17 protein-coding genes, 5 tRNA genes and 1 other RNA gene are annotated in these 20,038 nt (G+C 55.1%); 7 read left to right on the plus strand and 16 right to left on the minus strand.

Going from position 1 to position 20,038, the window contains the following annotated elements; translation table 11 throughout:
- The 5 genes from B3B59_RS00005 to B3B59_RS00025 all read right to left on the minus strand — a co-directional run.
- Positions 1–179, minus strand: a 179-nt coding sequence (locus tag B3B59_RS00005) for a GTP-binding protein (RefSeq protein ID WP_023994387.1), incomplete at its 3' end; no start/stop codon positions are given.
- Positions 180–297: 118 nt separating this feature from the next.
- A tRNA-Thr gene (locus B3B59_RS00010) sits at positions 298–373 on the minus strand.
- Positions 374–379: 6 nt separating this feature from the next.
- Positions 380–454: transfer RNA gene (locus B3B59_RS00015), tRNA-Gly, on the minus strand.
- A 117-nt stretch (positions 455–571) separates the two neighbouring features.
- Positions 572–656: transfer RNA gene (locus tag B3B59_RS00020), tRNA-Tyr, on the minus strand.
- 8 nt (positions 657–664) lie between these two features.
- Positions 665–740: transfer RNA gene (locus tag B3B59_RS00025), tRNA-Thr, on the minus strand.
- Between the two features lie 306 nt (positions 741–1,046).
- On the opposite strand from B3B59_RS00025, the gene coaA reads away from it, so the two are divergent.
- A complete protein-coding gene (gene coaA / locus B3B59_RS00030) occupies positions 1,047–1,997 on the plus strand; it encodes a type I pantothenate kinase (RefSeq protein ID WP_207292774.1) in 951 nt (316 codons plus the stop codon).
- Between the two features lie 54 nt (positions 1,998–2,051).
- Here coaA and dppF read toward each other — a convergent pair whose 3' ends face one another.
- The 10 genes from dppF to B3B59_RS00080 all read right to left on the minus strand — a co-directional run bounded on the left by dppF (position 2,052) and on the right by B3B59_RS00080 (position 12,808).
- Complete coding sequence (gene dppF / locus B3B59_RS00035; RefSeq protein ID WP_046886255.1) at positions 2,052–3,065, minus strand: dipeptide ABC transporter ATP-binding subunit DppF; 1,014 nt, start codon at positions 3,063–3,065, stop codon at positions 2,052–2,054.
- The gene (dppD, locus tag B3B59_RS00040; protein WP_040077920.1) at positions 3,062–4,045 is read right to left on the minus strand and encodes a dipeptide ABC transporter ATP-binding protein; all 984 of its coding nucleotides are present in this window, start codon (positions 4,043–4,045) and stop codon (positions 3,062–3,064) included. Before dppD ends, dppF begins: the two co-directional genes overlap by 4 nt.
- Positions 4,046–4,055: 10 nt before the next feature.
- Positions 4,056–4,958 carry a dipeptide ABC transporter permease DppC gene (gene dppC / locus B3B59_RS00045; RefSeq protein ID WP_046886256.1) on the minus strand — a complete coding sequence of 301 codons (903 nt, stop codon included), beginning with the start codon at positions 4,956–4,958 and terminating at the stop codon, positions 4,056–4,058.
- Positions 4,959–4,967: 9 nt separating this feature from the next.
- Positions 4,968–5,987, minus strand: a complete 1,020-nt coding sequence (gene dppB / locus B3B59_RS00050; RefSeq protein ID WP_040077917.1) for a dipeptide ABC transporter permease DppB — start codon at positions 5,985–5,987, stop codon at positions 4,968–4,970.
- A 159-nt stretch (positions 5,988–6,146) separates the two neighbouring features.
- Positions 6,147–7,754 carry a dipeptide ABC transporter periplasmic-binding protein DppA gene (gene dppA, locus B3B59_RS00055; RefSeq protein WP_207292773.1) on the minus strand — a complete coding sequence of 536 codons (1,608 nt, stop codon included), beginning with the start codon at positions 7,752–7,754 and terminating at the stop codon, positions 6,147–6,149.
- A gap of 624 nt (positions 7,755–8,378) precedes the next feature.
- Positions 8,379–8,512, minus strand: a non-coding RNA gene (locus B3B59_RS00060) — RtT sRNA.
- A gap of 31 nt (positions 8,513–8,543) precedes the next feature.
- Positions 8,544–8,620 (minus strand) — tRNA-Pro (locus B3B59_RS00065).
- A gap of 90 nt (positions 8,621–8,710) precedes the next feature.
- The gene (gene eptB, locus B3B59_RS00070) at positions 8,711–10,402 is read right to left on the minus strand and encodes a kdo(2)-lipid A phosphoethanolamine 7''-transferase (protein WP_286807839.1); all 1,692 of its coding nucleotides are present in this window, start codon (positions 10,400–10,402) and stop codon (positions 8,711–8,713) included.
- A gap of 263 nt (positions 10,403–10,665) precedes the next feature.
- Positions 10,666–11,868 (minus strand): L-lactate MFS transporter, encoded by a 1,203-nt coding sequence (locus B3B59_RS00075; RefSeq protein WP_040077914.1) that lies wholly within the window; start codon positions 11,866–11,868, stop codon positions 10,666–10,668.
- Between the two features lie 235 nt (positions 11,869–12,103).
- Positions 12,104–12,808, minus strand: a complete 705-nt coding sequence (locus B3B59_RS00080; protein ID WP_286772265.1) for an autotransporter domain-containing protein — start codon at positions 12,806–12,808, stop codon at positions 12,104–12,106.
- 185 nt (positions 12,809–12,993) lie between these two features.
- On the opposite strand from B3B59_RS00080, the gene tag reads away from it, so the two are divergent.
- Both tag and B3B59_RS00090 read left to right on the plus strand, forming a co-directional pair.
- Positions 12,994–13,575 (plus strand): DNA-3-methyladenine glycosylase I, encoded by a 582-nt coding sequence (gene tag, locus B3B59_RS00085; RefSeq protein WP_286807840.1) that lies wholly within the window; start codon positions 12,994–12,996, stop codon positions 13,573–13,575.
- A complete protein-coding gene (locus B3B59_RS00090; RefSeq protein WP_286807841.1) occupies positions 13,553–13,993 on the plus strand; it encodes an N-acetyltransferase in 441 nt (146 codons plus the stop codon). Before tag ends, B3B59_RS00090 begins: the two co-directional genes overlap by 23 nt.
- Here B3B59_RS00090 and B3B59_RS00095 read toward each other — a convergent pair.
- The gene (locus B3B59_RS00095) at positions 13,962–16,289 is read right to left on the minus strand and encodes a molybdopterin guanine dinucleotide-containing S/N-oxide reductase (RefSeq protein ID WP_286807843.1); all 2,328 of its coding nucleotides are present in this window, start codon (positions 16,287–16,289) and stop codon (positions 13,962–13,964) included. The two genes, B3B59_RS00090 and B3B59_RS00095, sit on opposite strands and share 32 nt — an antisense overlap.
- A gap of 168 nt (positions 16,290–16,457) precedes the next feature.
- Here B3B59_RS00095 and B3B59_RS00100 point away from each other — a divergent pair, with 168 nt between their 5' ends.
- The 4 genes from B3B59_RS00100 to B3B59_RS00115 all read left to right on the plus strand — a co-directional run bounded on the left by B3B59_RS00100 (position 16,458) and on the right by B3B59_RS00115 (position 19,990).
- Positions 16,458–17,120: an OmpA family lipoprotein gene (locus B3B59_RS00100; RefSeq protein ID WP_040077908.1), complete on the plus strand. Its 663-nt coding sequence runs from the start codon at positions 16,458–16,460 to the stop codon at positions 17,118–17,120.
- 60 nt (positions 17,121–17,180) lie between these two features.
- Entirely contained in the window at positions 17,181–18,197 is a 1,017-nt protein-coding gene (locus tag B3B59_RS00105) for a LacI family DNA-binding transcriptional regulator (RefSeq protein ID WP_040077907.1), read from the plus strand.
- A 101-nt stretch (positions 18,198–18,298) separates the two neighbouring features.
- The gene (locus B3B59_RS00110; RefSeq protein ID WP_040077906.1) at positions 18,299–19,048 is read left to right on the plus strand and encodes a sugar phosphate isomerase/epimerase family protein; all 750 of its coding nucleotides are present in this window, start codon (positions 18,299–18,301) and stop codon (positions 19,046–19,048) included.
- Between the two features lie 3 nt (positions 19,049–19,051).
- Entirely contained in the window at positions 19,052–19,990 is a 939-nt protein-coding gene (locus B3B59_RS00115; protein ID WP_286807844.1) for a sugar kinase, read from the plus strand.
- The last annotated feature ends 48 nt before the right edge of the window (positions 19,991–20,038 follow it).

Raw genomic sequence — 20,038 nt, forward strand, 5'->3', positions numbered from 1 at the left:
CCACGCGCTTTTTCTTCTGGTGCGTTATCGATCTGATCGAATGCGCGAGCAGCACCGCCGTAGGTTTTAGCCAGTACGGTAGTGATTGCAGCGGTCAGCGTTGTTTTACCATGGTCAACGTGGCCGATAGTACCGACGTTAACGTGCGGTTTTGTACGTTCAAACTTTTCTTTAGACATCGATTGTCCCTCTAAGACACGGATAAATCGGTGATATCACCACATCAACCAGGCGAAATGCCTGAACTGTTGAATACATTGATATTGAAACAGAGAGAAACGGGAGGGAGAAGTGAAGTGGTGCTGATACCCAGAGTCGAACTGGGGACCTCACCCTTACCAAGGGTGCGCTCTACCAACTGAGCCATATCAGCACGTATTGGAGCGGGCAGCGGGAATCGAACCCGCATCATCAGCTTGGAAGGCTGAGGTAATAGCCATTATACGATGCCCGCATCCTGAAACTCGGCTACCCAGTTCTTTCTGTAACAAAAAAAGAGATTTCTCTCTTTTTCTATTCGAGCTGATTTATTTTTTAAACCAGCTCCGGCGGCGTTAACGCTGCCAGAAAGTGGTGGTGGGGGAAGGATTCGAACCTTCGAAGTCTGTGACGGCAGATTTACAGTCTGCTCCCTTTGGCCGCTCGGGAACCCCACCGGACTTGATGGTGCCGACTACCGGAATCGAACTGGTGACCTACTGATTACAAGTCAGTTGCTCTACCTACTGAGCTAAGTCGGCATCAAGTAGCGCGCATTTTAGGGAGACCTGCGCAGTCATGCAACTAAAAAATCACTTAAAACATTCTTTCGCTCACATTTTGCGCGAAGAATGCGGTGAACGCTGCAATTTCACCCATATCGGGTCAATTATTCAGCAGAAATACCCGCTCGATAGCGTTTTTTTCTTACCGTGATGCTCCCCGCGTAACGCATGTCTCGCCTATATTTTTTCTTATTATTCCTCCCATCTGGTGTTAACCTCCTGCCCATTGTCCAAAATTAACTACTACGTGAAGCGCTATCACAGGCTCACAGAAGCATGCTTATGAGCAAAAAAGAGCAAACGCTAATGACGCCCTATCTCCAGTTTAATCGCAGCCAGTGGGCTGCTTTGCGCGACTCCGTCCCTATGACCTTAACCGAGGGGGAGATAGCGCGGTTAAAGGGGATAAACGAAGATCTCTCTCTGGAAGAAGTGGCCGAGATTTACTTACCTCTGTCGCGCTTGCTTAACTTCTATATCAGCTCCAATTTGCGCCGACAGGCCGTACTGGAGCAGTTCCTTGGCACCAACGGTCAACGTATTCCTTATATCATCAGCATCGCCGGCAGCGTGGCGGTGGGCAAAAGTACCACGGCTCGCGTGTTACAGGCCCTGCTGAGCCGCTGGCCAGAACACCGCAGCGTAGAATTGATCACCACCGACGGTTTTCTCCACCCGAACGAGGTATTAAAAGAGCGCGGTCTGATGAAGAAAAAAGGCTTCCCGCTCTCCTATGATATGCACCGTCTGGTGAAATTTGTCTCGGATCTCAAGTCCGGCGTGCCAAACGTCACCGCCCCGGTCTATTCGCATCTCATTTATGATCGCATCCCGGATGGTGACAAAACGGTCGCTCAGCCGGACATTCTGATTCTGGAAGGGCTAAACGTCTTGCAGAGCGGTATGGATTATCCGCACGATCCGCATCACGTCTTCGTGTCTGATTTCGTTGATTTCTCGATTTATGTCGATGCCCCGGAAGATTTACTGCAAAGCTGGTATATCAATCGCTTCCTGAAGTTCCGTGAAGGGGCGTTCACCGATCCGGACTCTTACTTCCACAACTATGCCCAGCTTTCTGAAGAAGAAGCGGTGAACGTGGCGACCGCCCTGTGGAACGAGATTAACTACGTTAACCTGAAAGAGAACATCCTCCCTACCCGCGAACGCGCCAGCCTGATCCTCACCAAAAGTGAAAATCATGCGGTGGACCAGGTTCGCCTGCGCAAATAGCAGCCTGACAGGCACAAAAAAACCGGCGATGATCGCCGGTTTTTTGTTTTTCGCTTATGGCTGCGGTTTCTCGCCGTTTTCATCCTGATCGACTGCGAAGCAGGCTACCAGCTGTCCATCATAGTCCTTTAACTGCGGCTGCAACTGCGTGCAGGGCCCGAAGCGACGACGACAGCGGGCGTTGAACGCACAGCCCGGCGGTGGATTCAGCGGGCTCGGCAGCTCGCCGGTCAGCTTGATACGCTCGCGGCGATCGTCCGGATTAAGGCGAGGTGTTGCTGACAGCAGCGCCTGAGTATAAGGGTGACGCGGATTGTTAAAGATCTGGTCTTTGCTCCCCTTCTCTACGCAGCGCCCCAGATACATCACCATCACTTCGTCAGCAATATGCTCCACCACGGAGAGGTCGTGCGAAATGAACACATAAGAGAGCCCCAGTTCCTGCTGCAGATCCATCATCAGGTTTAACACCTGAGCGCGCACAGAAACGTCGAGCGCGGAAACCGGTTCATCAGCAATCACCACGTCCGGGTCAAGCATCAGACCGCGGGCAATGGCGATACGCTGACGCTGGCCGCCAGAGAACATATGCGGGTAGCGATCATAATGCTCGGTTTTCAGGCCCACTTTCGCCATCATCGCCAGCGCTTTTTCCCGGCGCTGCTCTTTACTCAGTGAAGCGTTGATCAGCAGTGGCTCTTCCAGAATCTGTCCCACTTTTTTACGCGGGTTCAGGGAACCGTAGGGGTTCTGGAACACAATCTGGATTTTCTGGCGACGCAGCTTCTGCGCCTGCGGATCGTGCTTAAGCAGATCCTGGCCCTGATAGTACAGTTCGCCGCCGGTTGGTGTTTCGATCATTGTCAGCAGACGACCCAGTGTAGATTTTCCACAACCAGATTCACCCACTACCGCCAGCGTTTTGCCGCGCTCGAGGTTGAACGACACGCCGTCCAGGGCTTTCACCAGGCGCTCGGGAGCAAACAGTCCCTTCTTCACCGGGTAATGTTTTTTTAGATCGATGGCCTGCAACAGCGGTTGTTGCGTGGCGGCCTGTTGCGTACTCATAGTGTTGGCCTCCCGGCATCATCGAGTGGGTAGTGGCATTTGGACTGACGACCGTCAGCCAGCAGGTTCAGCGCGGGTTCATCGACGCGACACTTATCCGTTGCATACGGACAGCGCGGGTTGAGCAGACAGCCCTGCGGACGGTCATATTTACCCGGTACCACGCCCGGCAGCGAGGCCAGACGCGCTTTATCCTGCGCAAATTCCGGCAGAGCACGTAGCAGAGCCTGGGTGTACGGGTGACGCGGCGCACGGAAGATGTCGTGCGAACTTCCGGTCTCTACCACCTGACCTGCATACATTACGATGATTTTGTGCGCCGCTTCGGCCACCAGCGCCAGGTCGTGCGTAATCAGTACCAGCGCCATGTTCTCTTTCTGCTGTAAATCCAGCAGCAGCTCGATGATTTGCGCCTGAATGGTGACATCCAGCGCGGTCGTCGGCTCATCCGCAATTAACAGCTTAGGCCGACAGGCGATCGCCATGGCAATCATCACACGCTGGCTCATCCCGCCGGACAGCTGATGCGGGTAAACATCCAGTCGCGATGCCGGATCCGGTATACCTACCTGGTTAAGCAGGTCGATCGCGCGCTGGCGACGGGTTTTCTTATTCCCGCCCTGGTGCACCTTGATGGCTTCCATAATCTGGAAGCCAACGGTGTAACACGGGTTCAGGCTGGTCATCGGATCCTGGAAGATCATCGCCACTTCAGCGCCCACCAGTTGGCGGCGCTGTTTTTCGGAGATACGCTTCAGATCCTGACCGTTAAACTCCAGGTTTTCAGCCATGACGCGGCCGGGATAGTCAATCAGCCCCATAATCGCCAGTGAACTTACTGACTTACCGGAGCCCGATTCCCCTACGATACCAACCACTTCGCCCTGATTTACGCTATAGCTGATGCGGTCCACGGCGCGAAACGGTGTGCCTTCGTCGCCGAAGTGCACCGATAATTCATTTACATTTAATAACGCCATCTCGTGCCTCTTACTGCTTCAGTTTGGGATCAAGTGCATCACGCAGACCATCACCCATCAGGTTAAATGCCAGCACCGTGAGCAGAATCGCCAGACCCGGGAAGGTGACGACCCACCAGGCGCTTTGCGCGAACTGCAACACATCGGAGAGCATGGTGCCCCACTCCGGTGTTGGCGGTTGCGCACCCATGCCAAGGAAGCCAAGAGCGGCCATATCGAGAATGGCGTTAGAGAAACCAAGCGACGCCTGAACAATCAACGGCGCAAGGCAGTTCGGGAAGATATTAACGAACATCTGACGCATCGCACCGGCACCCGCTACGCGGGAAGCGGTGACGTAATCGCGGTTCACTTCTACCAGCACAGCCGCACGCGTGAGACGTACATAGTGAGGCAGTGCCACAAAGGTTAGCGCCAGCGCGGCGTTGCCGATCGACGGGCCGAAGATGGCCACCAATACCAGCGCCAGCAGCAGACTTGGCAGCGCCAGCATAATATCGACGATACGCATAATGATGTTATCAACGATACCGCCGAAGTATCCGGCCACCAGGCCGAGTACCACGCCCATAACCAGCGACAGCACCACCACCAGGCAGCCCACCAGCAGCGACAGACGTGCGCCGTACATCAGGCGTGACAGGACATCACGGCCCACATCATCGGTACCTAACAGATGGGCAAAGGTTCCCCCCTCCTGCCATACCGGTGGCGCCAGAAGCGAATCACGGAACTGATCCGCCGGGTTATAGGGCGCGAGTACGTTCGCAAAGACCGCAATCAGGATCATAACGGTGACATACACCAGCCCTACCACCGCCCCTTTGTTGCGTTTGAAGTAGTGCCAGAACTCCTGCAGCGGCGTCATCGGAACCGGTGCTGCGACCACTTTATTTTCAGTAACTTGTGACATGATGGCCCCTTACTTCTTATGCCGAATACGCGGGTTCACCACGCCATAAAGCAGATCGACCAGCAGGTTGACGAGGATAATCATCGTCGCCACCAGCAGTACGCCGCCCTGCACCACTGGATAATCGCGGCGTTGCAGCGCGTCGATCAGCCAGCGTCCCAGGCCCGGCCAGGAGAAGATGGTTTCGGTCAAAATCGCCCCCGCCAGCAGCGTTCCCACCTGCAGACCGATAACGGTTACCACCGGCAGCATCGCGTTACGCAGTGCGTGCACGATGATAACGCGCATGCGGGTCAGACCTTTGGCGCGCGCGGTACGGATGTAATCCTCACCCAGCACCTCCAGCATTGAAGAACGGGTCATACGCACGATAACGGCCAGGGGAATAGTGCCCAGCACCATCGCAGGCAAGATCATGTGCGCTACCGCATCAATAAAGTTGCCCTCTTCCCCCCAGATTGCCGTATCAATCAACATGAATCCGGTGAGAGGGTTGGTGTCATCAAGGAACACCATATCGCTAACTCGCCCGGATACCGGCGTCAGGTTCCATTGCACCGATACCAGCATAATCAGCATCATGCCCCACCAGAAGATAGGCATGGAGTAGCCGGTCAGCGCCAGGCCAACCGCGGTGTGATCGAAGATTGAACCGCGCTTAACGGCAGCCAGCACGCCAACAGGGATGCCTACTGCGGTCGCGAAAATCATGGCGCAGACGCCGAGTTCCAGCGTCGCTTTAAAGCGCGGCACGAACTCGTCCCACACCGGGAGACGGCTTTTCAGCGAGATGCCTAAATCACCATGCAGCACGCCCCAGATATAGTGGAGATATTGCTGCCACAGCGGTTTATCCAGGCCCAGTTCGGCCAGCAGCTGCGCATGACGTTCAGGAGAAATGCCACGCTCGCCCGCCATAATCATTACCGGGTCGCCGGGGATCATATGGACAAAGGCAAAGGTGAGAAGGGTGATACCGATAAACGTGGGGATAACTAGCCCCAGACGTCGGAGGATGAACTGCAACATAACCCGGATTCTCTATAATGACGCACAACCAGGGGATGTGGTCTGTATTGCTCACAAATGTAAATTCCCTCTCCCTTTGGAGAGGTTAAGGGTGAGGGGATGCATGCACACCCCTCACCCCTGCCCTCTCCCAAAAGGAGAGGGAGAACACCCTACTTATTATTCAACAGAGACGTTTTCGAAGTGGTGTTTGCCCAGTGGATCAACCACGTAGCCTTTCACTTCTTTACGCACTGGTTCGTACACGGTGGAGTGCGCGATGATCAGGGCAGGCGCCTGGTCGTGCATAACCACCTGAGCTTGTTTGTACAGCTCAATACGTTTGTTGTGATCTTCTGCAGCGCGCGCCGGCTGAATCAGGTCTTCAAACGGCTTGTAGCACCAGCGAGAGTAGTTGGAGCCATCTTTCGCCGCTGCGCAGCTGAACAGGGTCGCGAAGAAGTTGTCCGGATCCCCGTTGTCGCCCGTCCAGCCCATCATCACGGCCTGGTGTTCGCCCGCTTTAGCACGTTTCAGGTATTCGCCCCACTCATAGGTCACGATCTTGGCCTGAACGCCAATCTTCGCCCAGTCAGCCTGAATCATCTCGGCCATACGGCGAGCGTTCGGGTTGTACGGACGCTGTACCGGCATCGCCCACAGCTCAACGGTAAAGCCTTTATCCTGACCCGCTTCTTTCAGCAGGGCTTTCGCTTTCTCAGGATCGTAGTTGTAGTCTTTAACGTCGTCGTTATAGCCCCACATGGTCGGCGGGATCAGGTTTTTGGCAGCAACGCCAGCGCCCTGGTAAACCGCTTTGATGATCGCTTCTTTGTTCACCGCGTAAGTCAGCGCCTGACGCACTTTCACGTCATCAAACGGTTTCTTCTCGGTGTTGAAGGAGAGGTAACCCACGTTCAGGCCCGCCTGCTCCAGCAGGTTGATGTTTTTGTCCTGCTTCATACGTGCGATATCAGCCGGGTTAGGATACGGCATGACCTGGCACTCGTTTTTCTGCAGTTTCGCATAACGTACGGAGGCGTCAGGCGTGATGGAGAAGACCAGACGGTCGATCTGCGGCTTGGTGCCCCAGTAGCCTTCAAAGGCTTTGTACAGAATGCGGGAGTCTTTCTGGTATTGCAGGAGCTGGAACGGACCGGTACCGACCGGGTTCAGGTCGACTTTTTCCGGCGTGCCGGCTTTCAGCATGTTGTCGGCATACTCTTTAGACAGGATAGAGGCGAAGTCCATGGCCAGGTCAGCCAGGAATGGCGCTTCTGGACGCGTCAGGACGAACTGAACGGTTTTATCGTCCACTTTCTTCACTTCGCTAATCAGGTCTGGCAGGCCCATCCCTTCGAAGTATTCATAGCTGCCGCCAGAAACTTTATGGTACGGGTTCTGGGCATTTTTTTGACGATCAAAGGAGAACACAACGTCGTCGGCGTTAAAGTCGCGCGTTGGTTTGAATTCTTTGCTGTCCTGCCACTTCACACCCTGACGCAGGTGGAAGGTATAGGTTTTGCCGTCTTCGCTGACTTCCCACTTCTCTGCCAGACCCGGAATCACTTCCGTGGTACCGGTTTTGAATTCAACCAGACGGTTATAGATAGGTACGGAGCTAGCGTCGTACGTGGTACCAGAGGTAAACAGCTGTGGGTTAAAGCCTTCCGGCGAGCCTTCAGAACAGTAGACCAGGGTTTTTGCCTGCACGCTAGCCGCGACGGTCATTGCCACCAGGCTCAGACCAAGCTTCAGCATCCCTGACTTCTTCAAGGAAATACTCATTATTATTCTGCTCCAATGTGATGTTTTTTGTTGTGTTACGCCGCCTGACCTTTAATTTATTTTTTACCCGGTCCGGTCGGTGATGCCCGAAGGCGTTATAAGGGATGGAGATTCCTTTCAGAAGAGCAACTGAGTTGCAGCGCAGATTCTCCCTGAAATGCCCCTCGTGCCCTACAATCTGTCAACAGAATGTGAAAACGTCAATACAGGTGACGGGGATTTACGCTAAGTGTGAGAATCAGCAAACAAAGATTAAAAAAACCCAGAGGCACTATTTTCAGCAGGGAAATTTATGCTACCCGCCATGATGCAGCACAACTCACTTCTTATTCTGCTGTGACCAGTGATTAACATTTATTCAGACGGGTTAAATTTTCTTACAGGATGGTGAATATCTGAGCACTAAATTCCGCGAACGTTAAAACGCACAGCGGAAAATGCTGAGGTTATCCATAAGCAACGCGAAAAAAGATCAATCTATATATAAAAAAATACAATGGAATATGTCACAAAAACGTTAACAGGCAGGGTTAATGGAAGGTAACAAGCGTTTTAGTTTGTTGTCGTAACTAACTGTAGGCGCCAGAAGCAAAAAAGCCTGCTCAGTGAGCAGGCTTTTGAATTTGGTCGGTGATAGAGGATGACTCGCCACTCCGTGGCTCGCCCTTCGGGCCGTTGCTGACGCAACGTTCTCTCGCTTCGCTCGAGTCGAACCTCTGCCCCCGGAGGTTCTCATCCTCGCAAGCCTCAGGTGCAAAAAAGCCTGCTCAGTGAGCAGGCTTTTGAATTTGGTCGGTGATAGAGGATTCGAACCTCCGACCCCTTCGTCCCGAACGAAGTGCGCTACCAGGCTGCGCCAATCACCGAATGCGGGCCGCATCTTACTGCTGAGGTACGGCTCCGTCAATCCCTTACAATAAAAAAGCCTTTAAGGTGGCGAGTCGCTCGCCAACCCTTTACTGAACCGCTTTTACGCCGGTATCCGGGACATGACACCAGTTGTTATTTTCGTTGATACCACCGTCTTTCGAGGTATAGCCCAGGCAGCCAAGGATCGTGTCGTACAGCTCAACATGGCGGTGCGGCACTTTCATATCCGCCTGCTGTTTCAGATGGGCAAACATCTTCGCTTTATCCGGGTTTTCCAGATATTTATCAGACATCCATACCATCATCGGCACGCGGAACTGCTCCGGCGGAGCCATCTTACGTGGCGTACCGTGCAGATGTTCCTTCTCGTTGATCGACTCCCCGTGGTCGGCGGCGTAGAAGACAATCGCTTTCTTATCACGCAGCTGATCGATCACGCTATCGATAAAGTGATCCACATAGGTGACCGAGTTATCGTAAGAGTTAATCATCTCTTCTTTAGTACACCCTTTATCAACCCCAATACACTCCGGCGTCCATTTGGCAAAACTGCGCGGATAACGCTGGGTATAGTTAAAGTGCGATCCTTTGGTGTGCAGGATAATAAGATGTTTGCCGTCCGGATTGCCCTGTAAAGAGCGCTGCATCTCATCGACCAACAGCATGTCATCCACATGTTTGCCACGGTTACGTGGCTCAGCGCCAATCTGCTCGCGGTAAGCAATGTTATCGGCCATGGTGTTGCTGTAGAACCACATCTCACTCTGCATGGCGTACAGGTCGGAACTGAAGCCCAACTGACTGAGTACCGCAAAGACGTTTTGCTCTTTCAGCGTACGCTGCGGGTTATCATCCGCCCCGCCTTCACGCACAAACATGCAGCGCAAAGAGAGCTTAGTGGCCGTATCACACGAGTAACCGCGGAAGGCAACGAGGTTTTTCTCCTGGGCCAGTTTCGGCGTAGTGTCACGCTCATAGCCCAGCATTCCCATATGATCCCAGCGGGTCGTCTCACCGATGATAAACACCAAGTAGGTGTCATCAATATCTGCTGGCGCCTGATAGCTAAATTTCTTCGCCGGGTTCATCAGCGATTTATTATCGGAAGACTCATCCACCTGCGCCCAGGCATATAACCCCAGCGCCGAGATCCAGTTTGATGGCAGATAGGAGTTCGCCACCACGCCGCCGTAGCTCGGCATATCGACACCGGTCGTACGCTCAACGTGTTTCTGCTGAATGTCCAGTAAGCGAATCGGGCCCCAGACCATCAAACCGGCAATCACCACCAGCGCAACACTTCTGATACGTTGACCTGGCGTACGCAGCTGACGGAGCAAGGTATAACGGCAGCGGTTACTCCAGATAAAGAGCAGCGGCAACATACTGACGCAGACCAGCCAGAGGATAAAGTGCCAGCCAACCACCTCTTTAGAGAGGTCAATATCGGTGGTCATCACCGACGCGATAATCCCGTAGCCGATCACCACGTTCATAAACGTCATGTAGTAACTGGCACCCGCCGAGCACAACACCACCAGCGTGGCCAGTACCCGCCATACCCGTCGCCCAAACAGCGAAAGCAAGCGTAATAAGAAGAAGGTGACGAGTACCGTAGCAGCCAACTCAACAACCGCAGCAACTCCTTTCAAGGCGGTAAAGTTTTGCGCATAGCCATCAAACCGACGGAAAAATACGGCGCCATTCATAAACAGACCGATGTACAACGCCAGCAAAAAGCTCAGCTTTTGTTGCGTCATCGCTTTAATATATTTCATTAAAATGACCTGGAAAAAAGAAAAATATTGCTGCTTCACTTACAGATTAACAGTGCACAGGCGGAGTCTTCGTTGACGATGTTTTTAAGGGAAACCATCTCAAGCGCGGTAGAGTAGACCACAGGGAGACGAAAAAGTGGCAGCATAGAGTGTGATCGCTGCAGATATTTACAAAAAAACAAGTCCGATGACATTCATCTGACCCGTTTCTGTAGTAAGGCGGGGAAGCAAAGGCCGGAGGCTCCGGCCTTTAGAGTAATTATTCAGGCATGCGCTTCGGAGTAAACTTCACGCTGCGGCTGACGAATGGTGGTGGAGAGCGCCAGTGAGAGGATCAGCAGAGCAAAGATAACGCAGAAGGTGACATAGAAGCCGCCGAACAGCGATGCAATCAACGAACCGCAGATACTACCAATCCCGAAGCCCAGGTAAATCACACCGTAGTTTTTCGCCAGGTTGTTCAGGCCGAAGAACTCGCTGACCAGCGACGGGAAGACCGTGATGGTGCCACCGAAGTTAAAAGCAACACAGGCGATGGCCGCGAAGAAGGTGATTTCATTCAGCGGAGCAAAGAGCAGCGCCGCCATCCCCACCAGAGAGACGACCTGTCCGAGCGTGATAACACGGATACGGGCGATTTTGTCAGAGAGGATCCCCAGCACCAGGCGACCCGAGAGGTTGGCGATAGAGATCACCGTCACCGCATTCGCCGCAGTGGCCACATCCAGCTTCACCATTCCCTGGGCGATATCTTTCGCCACGCCGATGACATACAGGCCGCTCATGCAGGCAGTCAGGAACATCACCGCCAGCATCCAGTACTGCGGTTTACGCATGGACTGCGCCAGGGTGAAGTCGTTCTCCACCACCCCATTCACCGACTTCACCGTTTGCTGCGGTGCGTCTTTCATTAGCGTCGCGCCGAAAACAATCATCACCAGCACGATGGCGCCCCAGATCATAAAGGTCTTTTCAAGGCCGACGGAAGCCAGCAGTTGGGAATCGATAAATTTAAACCCAAGGCTGCCCAAACCATAGGAGCCGATCGAAAAGGCAGAGATAAGCCCTTTACGCTCGGGGAACCATTTCACACAGTTCGACAGCGTCAGCAGGTAACCCGCCCCGTCCGCTAACCCGACCAGCACCCCGGCGCTGAGCCACAACATCAGCAGGCTGTTGGAATGCGCCGTCAGGAAGAAGCCGACACCCAGCATAATCCCGGAGGCCATGGTCACGCGCTTCACGCCAAAACGCTCTTGTAATTTACCGGCCACGGAGGAGGAGAGCGCCAGGCCCAGGCTCAGTAAGCCAAACGAGAAAGCAACCTGACTGACAGGCGCATCCAGTTTCTCGGACAGCGCGCTGTTAAACAGGCTCCAGGTATAAACCGATCCCAGCGCAAACTGAGTCACGATTGTACCGAAAAGGGTAAGCCAGCGAGTGCGGTTAGAGGTTGATGTATTCATGGCAGTTGTCCTGCAGGGAAAAGGGGAAATTCACTGCTGACAACGATACGCAAAACCCTGCACCCATAGGGGGAAAACGGCATGAAATGCAGGGGAGACGGAATGAAATGCCGTAAATGGGGAATGAATGGCCTGGACGATACGATTCTGCCCAATTGCGTTAGTACCTACTATCGCTACAAGGCCTACCATCCGTACACTTTTTACGAATTTAACGCACAAAAAAACAACAACTTTAAAACTTAGCGCTAACACCCAGCGTATAGAGGTAATCCTCGCCTAAGACCATGCTCTCAGACTGAGAGAGCGAAGCGTAGGCCGCCATATGGGGATAAAGCGGAATATCGGCCCCCACGGTGACGTCCATCCAGCTGTCTGGCTGCTGCGATGCAGCGGTTTTACTGAACCCCGCCTGGCTCTTCCACTGGTTATCGCCAAACTGCTGGTTATAACTAATTTGCGCCCATGGCCGCAGGCCGCCCAGATGGGAGTCTACGCGCCAGCCCAGGGTGCTGACGCTGGCATGCCAGAGGGGATCGGTCAGAGATGACGTGCTGACGCTGTCCCCAAACTCGTTATACATGGTGGAGGGTGAGCCATCATAGCGCCAGGAGACAATCGGCCCGGTAGTGATGCGGCGTGCTACAGGAATATTGACCCCCACGCTCATCGTACTCCCCGGCATCGCTGAAGAGGCGTCGGCCAAATTGACCGATACGGCCGGGGCATTTTGCGATGAGCGGATCCGCTCCGCGAGGATATCTTCATAACGCGGTTGGTGATCGTCATCCCATGTGTAGCGCTCAGTAGTATTATTTACGTTATCTGAAACGATATATTCCTGTTGCCAGGCAAATGCTGTGTTACCTGAAAGCAGACAGACCAACAAACTCACCATGCCTGTCGCGGCATGGCGGCCACTGATTTTTTTTATCATCATCAAAGCGACTCCAGAAGAGAGCCGAATTCGGCGATATTAGTCATTGTTAATAGATGGGTAAGCGGGTTTTCAGGCATGGCGTAGAACGCATTAAACCCTGTATTAACTATTGTCTTTTTAACTACCACGTCAAGCCGGGCCGATGGAAATTTTCGTGGATTCAATCACTATGAGGGAGATGGACTATGCAACGTTGTGGCTGGGTAAGCGAAGACCCGCTTTATATCGCCTATCACGATAAAGAGTGGGGCGTACCAGAAACCGACCGCCGCTATCTTTTTGAAATGATCTGCCTTGAGGGCCAGCAGGCCGGTCTTTCCTGGATTACCGTATTGAAAAAACGCGAGAATTACCGCCAGGCCTTCCACCATTTCGATCCGGAAAAGGTGGCGGAGATGGCGGAAGACGACGTTGAGCGGCTGGTGCAGGACGCAGGGATTATCCGCCATCGCGGTAAGATTCAGGCCATTATCGGTAACGCACGCGCGCTGCTGGCAATGGAGGCAAATGGCGAAGCATTTTCAGATTTTATCTGGTCGTTTGTCGGCCATCAGCCGCAACTGACCCAGGCCACGACCCTGGCAGAGGTCCCCGCCTCGACGCCAACCTCAGACGCCTTATCGAAAGCGCTGAAAAAGCGCGGGTTTAAATTTGTCGGCACCACCATCTGTTATGCCTTTATGCAGGCCAGCGGGATGGTGAATGACCACGTGACGAGCTGTTTTTGTTATTCCGGAGGCCAACATGATCCGCGCATGGCTGAGTGATGACACCTCTCCCTTGCTGCGCTTATGGCTGGAAAGTACCACCCTCGCCCATCCGTTTATTGAGGCCAGCTACTGGCAAGAGAGCGAAGCGATCGTCCGGGATGTTTATCTGCCATCGGCAGAGACCTGGGTCTGGGACGAGGCAGATGAGGTGTGCGGATTTATCAGCGTCCTGCATGTTCAGTATATCGGCGCGCTATTTGTCGCGCCGTCACACACGGGTAAAGGCATCGGGAAGGCGCTGATCAACCATGTTAAACAGCGCTACCCGGCCCTGAGCCTGGAGGTGTATCAGAAAAACACCCGGGCGGTGAATTTCTACCATGCTCAGGGCTTTCGCATTATGGATAGCGCCTGGCAGGAAGACACCCAGCACCCGACGTGGATTATGAGCTGGCAGGCGGATCAAACGCCGTAAGCGGTAGCTCCGGCCCTTGATATTTCTCCAGCCAGGCCAGCGCCGTATTCCCCGCGCAACCATTCCCTAGCTTCGAGCTGGGGAGATCTTTCGTCAGAACGTTAACCGCACCGTTTTTACAGATCCCCCCTGCGCTACGTTCCAGATCAGGCCATGCCCCCTGGTGAATACAGATCACGCCGGGCTTGATACCCTCGCTCACGACCGCCCCCGCCAGTACCTGCCCACGCTGGTTCCAGACACGTACCACGTCACCATCGGCAATGCCGCGCGCGTGAGCGTCGATGGGGTGCAGCGTGACCGGCTCGCGCCCGGCAACCGCATACTGTTCGCGCAGTGAAGAGTAGTTCAGCTGGCTATGCAGGCGATGCGCTGGATGAGCAGAGAGTATCTGCAGTTGTTGCGGCTCGGCGTTGCCATGCCACTCATCCGGCTCCAGCCACATCGGATGCGGCGGACAATCGGCGTAACCAAAACTGGCGATACGTGCTGAGTGGATCACAATCTTGCCGCTTTCGGTTTTTAACGGATGCGCCTCAGGATCGCGACGGAAGTCGGCGAAACGTACAAACTGCGCATTTTGCGCATTTTCGGGCATTTCGACGATCGCATTCGCCTCCCAGAACTCGGCAAAGGGCGGCAAGGTCACCCCCTGTGACGCACCGCGCTGCGCTGCGATCTGATAGAAGCTCTCCAGCCACTCCAGGTCGGTTTTGCCTTCGGTAAATCGCGCACGTCCACCTGCTTCCCACCGTTCGCTCAGCTCAGCAAAGACCTCCAGATCATCACGCGCCTCATCGCGCGGCGGCACCACGCGCTTCATGGGCACCATGTGTTGATTACTGTAGTCGCCGGTCATGGTCATGTCGTTGCGTTCAAACGAGGTGGTGGCCGGCAGAACGATATCTGCATGTCGGGCCGCAGCCGTCCAGAAGCACTCGGAAATGACCACCAGCTCCGGCTTCTGCCAGGCACGGATTAATCGGTTAGTGTCCTGATGGTGCGTAAAGTTGGCGCCGCCCGCCCACCAGACGAAGCGGATATCCGGGAAGTGCCGGTCCATACCGTTGTGCTGGTAGAAACCGCCCGGATTTTCCAGCGCCTCGACGATGCGCGCTACCGGGATTTTTTCTACGGCATCGGTGCCACCCTGTACGCTGCCCTGCATCGAGGCCAGTACCGCCGCACGACGCGTTGGATTACCGCCATTAGCGAAGTGATAAGAGAGACCAAAACCACCGCCCGGCGTACCAATCTGGCCGATCATGGCCGCCAGAGTGACCAGCATCCAGTGCTTCTGCTCGCCAAACTGCTGGCGCTGCATCCCCCAACCCGCCATCAACATGGTGCGGTTGTTATGGAAGAGTTCTGCCAGTTCACGAATTTTGTCAGCATTTACGCCGCAAATCGCCGCCGCCCACTCGGCCGTTTTCGCGATGCCATCCGTTTTCCCCGTCAGGTAATCGGCGAATTGGTCATAACCGCTGGTGCAGCGGGCAAGAAACGCCGTATCGTGCCAGTTATTTTCAACCAGGGTATGCGCAATGCCCAGCATCATCGCCACGTCGGTGCCCATATGCGGGGCGATCCACTCTGCCGCCTCGCCAAAGAAATCGGCAGTTTCAGAGCGCATAGGATCGATACAGATGATGCGCTTACCGCTCTTACGCAGTGCATCGAAGTAAGGGATACCCTGCTCGTCGCTGGCATTCCAGGCAATTTTCAGGGTATTGAGTGGGTTGGCGCTCCAGAGCACCACCACGTCGGTATGTTCCAGCACCAGCGGCCAGCTGGTCTGCTGCTGATAAACCTCATTTCCCCCTACAACATACGGCATGATCGCCTGCGCGGCACCAGTGGAGTAATCCCCAAGATGGCCGGTATAGCCGCCGGCGAGGCTCATATAGCGCTGCAGTAGCGTCGCCGCCTTGTGTAACACGCCGTTAGATCGCCAGCCGTACGATCCGGCAAAGATAGAGGACGGGCCATAGCTGTTGCGGATACGTTTATGCTGCGAATCAATCAATGCCAGGGCATCGTCCCAGCTGACACGGACAAATTCATCTTCCCCGCGTACCCCCTGCGGATTATCTGGCGAAGCGAGAAAACCTTTCCGCACCATCGGCCAGCGCACGCGGGTCTTACTGTGCACCTGATCGCGCACCACCGTCTGCAATGAGTTCGGGTAAGGGGTGGGCAGTGCCCCGCGGGATGACAACACTGTGTCGCCATCGGTCTCTACCAGCATCGGCCCCCAGTGGGCCGCGGTCAGAATGGTTTTAATTGAAGTGGTCAAAGCGTGCGCTCCCGGGTTGCCTGTTGCAGGTTTTCATCGCCTTCTTCGAGGCTGTTTATGATTAGAAACATAATTCAGAGTTATCCCTGGAATTTTCTACATATCTGCGCGTCATAATCAACCGCCACGCTCGTCGTGGCAAAGAATAAAAAGGATTAAGGAAATAAGATGAAAAAACGCGTACTCATGATTGCCGCGCTGGTCAGTGGCGCACTGGCTGTTTCAGGCTGCACCACAAACCCTTACACCGGCGAACGCGAAGCCGGTAAATCCGGCATCGGTGCCGGGCTCGGTTCCCTGGTAGGCGCGGGCGTTGGCGCCCTCTCCTCCTCTAAGAAAGATCGCGGCAAAGGGGCGTTAATTGGCGCAGCAGCCGGTGCCGCGCTGGGCGGCGGCGTCGGTTATTACATGGACGTGCAGGAAGCGAAACTGCGCGACAAAATGCAGGGTACAGGCGTTAGCGTGACGCGCAGCGGCGATAACATCATTCTGAACATGCCAAACAATGTGACCTTCGATAGCAGCAGCGCAACGCTGAAACCGGCTGGCGCGAACACCCTGACCGGCGTGGCGATGGTGCTGAAAGAGTACAGCAAAACGGCGGTTAACGTGCTTGGCTACACCGACAGCACCGGCAGCCAGGATCTGAACATGCGTCTCTCCCAGCAGCGTGCGGATTCCGTGGCCAGCGCGTTGATCACCCAGGGCGTCGCCGCGAACCGTATTCGTACCAACGGTATGGGCCCGGCAAATCCGATCGCCAGTAACAGCACGGCGGAAGGCAAAGCGCAGAACCGCCGCGTAGAAATTACCCTGAGCCCAATCCAGTAAGGGCTTGCCATCGTTGATTTTCGCGCTAAGGTGTTCTCACTTCAGGCAAGGGAATCAGCGATGAGCAAATCAACACGGGCCACTATCAGCGACGTGGCGAAAGCCGCCAAAACCGGTAAAACCAGTATTTCCCGTTACCTCAACGGTGAAAAGCATCTGCTTTCCGACGCGCTGCTGGCCCGTATTGAACAGGCGATCGCCGATCTTAACTATCGTCCAAGCCTGATGGCCCGTGGCCTGAAGCATGGCCGTACGCGGCTCATTGGCCTGATTATCGCCGATATCACCAACCCCTACTCCGTCAATGTTCTGAGCGGTATCGAAGCCGCCTGTCGGGAAAAGGGGTTCACCCCGCTGGTCTGTAACACCAATAATGAACTCGACCAGGAGCTGCACTATCTCGATCTGCTGCGCAGTTATCAGGTTGAAGGCATTGTGGTCAACGCGGTGGGCATGCGCGAAGAGGGGCTAAACCGCCTGCAACAGTCGGCGCTGCCGATGGTGCTTATCGACCGTAAAATTCCCGAATTTGCCTGCGACGTAGTGGGTCTGGACAATACGCAGGCCGCCACGACGGCGACAGAACATCTTATCGAACAGGGCTTTGAAGCGATCCTATTCCTCAGCGAGCCGCTGGGTATGGTCAATACTCGCCGCGAACGCCTGGCGGCCTTTCGCGCTACCCTGGCCCGCTATCCTGGCGTCATTGCTGAAAACGCGGAAATTCCTCTGCATGAAGGGGACCAGATGGACATCGCCCTGCGTCAATTCCATTCACGCCATCGCGGTATGCGCAAGGCGGTGATCTCCGCTAACGGTGCCCTCACCCTGCAGGTGGCTCGTTCTCTGCGCCGTGTTGGGCTGCACTGGGGCAGCGACATCGGCTTACTGGGTTTTGATGAGCTCGAGTGGGCAGAGCTGGCAGGCGTGGGGATCACCACCCTTAAACAGCCCACCTGGCAGATTGGCTATGCCGCGGTGGAACAGGTTGTGCGCCGCATTGAAGGGGCCAGTGATACCGTACGCGAGCAGCACTTCTCCGGCGAGCTGATTGTTCGCGGCTCTACCGCCCGTTAACCTCCCTTCGTGATGACGATCATAAATTCAACATACTGATCTTTTCTTTGGAACCGGTTCCATCTAGCGTAATAGTATCGATAACGCGATGGAGTCAGCCAGTGGGCAGAAAAATTATTGTCGTCACCGCCGCCTATGGCGCCGACCGGATACGTGAAGCAGGAGGCCAGCGCGCCATACTGCCTGTCATTGCTAAAGCGGGGGCAGACGGCGTGGAGATCCGCCGCGAACTGTTCAACGACGCTGAACTGAATGCGCTGCCTACCCTGGCGCGCTCCATTGAGCTGCTGGGCCTGCTAGCCTGCTACTCCGCTCCCGATTCCCTGTTCACCGCCGAAGGCGAGCTGAACCCAGCGCTGCCGCGCTACCTTGCCGAAGCCAGTACGCTTAATGCCCTCTGGCTGAAGGTCTCTTTGGGTCATTTTCGCGATAAAAACCAGCTTGAAGCGCTGCGCCCGCTACTGCAGGAGAGCGGCATGACGCTGGTGGTCGAGAACGACCAGACCGATTTCGGTCAGCTCGCCCCTATGCAGCGCTTTAAAGCCGCCTGCCGGGTACAGGCGCTTCCGGTGAGCCTGACGTTCGATATGGGCAACTGGCTGTGGGTAGGTGATTCCCCGGAAGAGGCCGCGCAGCACCTGGCGCCTGCGGTGAGCTATATTCACGTGAAAGCGGCAGAGCCGCATCAACATCACTTCCGTGCCGTTCCCCCGGCAGCAGAAAACTGCCGCTGGCTGGCGCTGCTGGATCGGCTGCCTGCCGATGCGCCTCGCGGGATCGAGTTCCCGCTTGAAGGCCCGGATCTGACGGCCGTCACCCGTCACTACGTTAATTTACTGCGCGAGGTCTAAGCCATGCCGCAAGCACTGGATGTCATCACCATTGGCGAAGCCATGGCCATGTTTGTGGCCAGCGAGCCTGGCGAGCTAAGCCAGGTTGAACGTTTCTTTAAACGTGTAGCTGGCGCCGAACTCAATGTCGCCACCGGGCTGGCGCGCCTGGGTCTGAAAGTGGGCTGGGTCAGCCGCGTGGGCGACGACAGCTTCGGTCATTTCATCCTTAACGCCCTGAAAAAAGAGGGGATAGAGACCTCGGGCGTTACCCTGGATGGCCGCTTCGCAACCGGCTTCCAGCTGAAATCTAAGGTCGAGGATGGAACCGATCCCATCGTGGAGTATTTCCGCAAAGGTTCTGCTGCCAGCCATCTGTCGGTGGAGGATTTTAATCCGGCCTATTTTACCACCGCGCGACATCTGCACCTGAGCGGCGTGGCTGCGGCGTTGTCGGCGAGCTCATGGGCCCTGCTCGATCACGCTGCAGGCGCAATGAAAGCCGCAGGCAAAACCCTCTCTTTCGATCCCAATTTGCGGCCGGTGCTGTGGAAAAGCGAAGCGGAGATGGTTGAAAAACTTAACCAGTTGGCCTTCCAGGCTGACTGGGTCTTACCCGGCCTGAACGAGGGCATCATCCTTACCGGGCAACGCACGCCGGAAGGGATTGCAGATTTCTACCTTGATAGAGGCGTGAAGGCGGTGGTCCTGAAAACCGGTGCAGATGGTGCCTGGTTTAAAACCAGCAGCGGCGAGAAAGGTGCCGTGGCCGCGGTAAAAGTGGACAACGTCGTTGATACGGTTGGCGCAGGCGATGGTTTTGCCGTGGGGGTGATTAGCGCCCTGCTGGAAGGCAAAACGCTGCAACAGGCTATCTCACGCGGTAACAAAATCGGATCGCTGGCGATCCAGGTGCAGGGCGACAGCGAAGGATTACCCACGCGTAGCCAACTGGGGGAATAACCCCCGCAACATCACAGAACCACCGTGTACCCTACAGACAACGGCGGT

This window comes from Leclercia sp. UBA2479 (genome assembly GCF_002341985.1).
Classification (GTDB): Bacteria; Pseudomonadota; Gammaproteobacteria; order Enterobacterales; family Enterobacteriaceae; genus Enterobacter; species Enterobacter pneumoniae.

What these genes read in the sequence shown, in the direction of transcription:
- coaA (WP_207292774.1), top strand. Translation starts at nt 1,047, where the DNA reads ATGAGCAAAAAAGAGCAAACGCTAATGACGCCCTATCTCCAGTTTAAT.
- dppF (WP_046886255.1), bottom strand. Translation starts at nt 3,065, where the DNA reads ATGAGTACGCAACAGGCCGCCACGCAACAACCGCTGTTGCAGGCCATC.
- dppD (WP_040077920.1), bottom strand. Translation starts at nt 4,045, where the DNA reads ATGGCGTTATTAAATGTAAATGAATTATCGGTGCACTTCGGCGACGAA.
- dppC (WP_046886256.1), bottom strand. Translation starts at nt 4,958, where the DNA reads ATGTCACAAGTTACTGAAAATAAAGTGGTCGCAGCACCGGTTCCGATG.
- dppB (WP_040077917.1), bottom strand. Translation starts at nt 5,987, where the DNA reads ATGTTGCAGTTCATCCTCCGACGTCTGGGGCTAGTTATCCCCACGTTT.
- dppA (WP_207292773.1), bottom strand. Translation starts at nt 7,754, where the DNA reads ATGAGTATTTCCTTGAAGAAGTCAGGGATGCTGAAGCTTGGTCTGAGC.
- eptB (WP_286807839.1), bottom strand. Translation starts at nt 10,402, where the DNA reads ATGAAATATATTAAAGCGATGACGCAACAAAAGCTGAGCTTTTTGCTG.
- B3B59_RS00075 (WP_040077914.1), bottom strand. Translation starts at nt 11,868, where the DNA reads ATGAATACATCAACCTCTAACCGCACTCGCTGGCTTACCCTTTTCGGT.
- B3B59_RS00080 (WP_286772265.1), bottom strand. Translation starts at nt 12,808, where the DNA reads ATGATGATAAAAAAAATCAGTGGCCGCCATGCCGCGACAGGCATGGTG.
- tag (WP_286807840.1), top strand. Translation starts at nt 12,994, where the DNA reads ATGCAACGTTGTGGCTGGGTAAGCGAAGACCCGCTTTATATCGCCTAT.
- B3B59_RS00090 (WP_286807841.1), top strand. Translation starts at nt 13,553, where the DNA reads ATGATCCGCGCATGGCTGAGTGATGACACCTCTCCCTTGCTGCGCTTA.
- B3B59_RS00100 (WP_040077908.1), top strand. Translation starts at nt 16,458, where the DNA reads ATGAAAAAACGCGTACTCATGATTGCCGCGCTGGTCAGTGGCGCACTG.
- B3B59_RS00105 (WP_040077907.1), top strand. Translation starts at nt 17,181, where the DNA reads ATGAGCAAATCAACACGGGCCACTATCAGCGACGTGGCGAAAGCCGCC.
- B3B59_RS00115 (WP_286807844.1), top strand. Translation starts at nt 19,052, where the DNA reads ATGCCGCAAGCACTGGATGTCATCACCATTGGCGAAGCCATGGCCATG.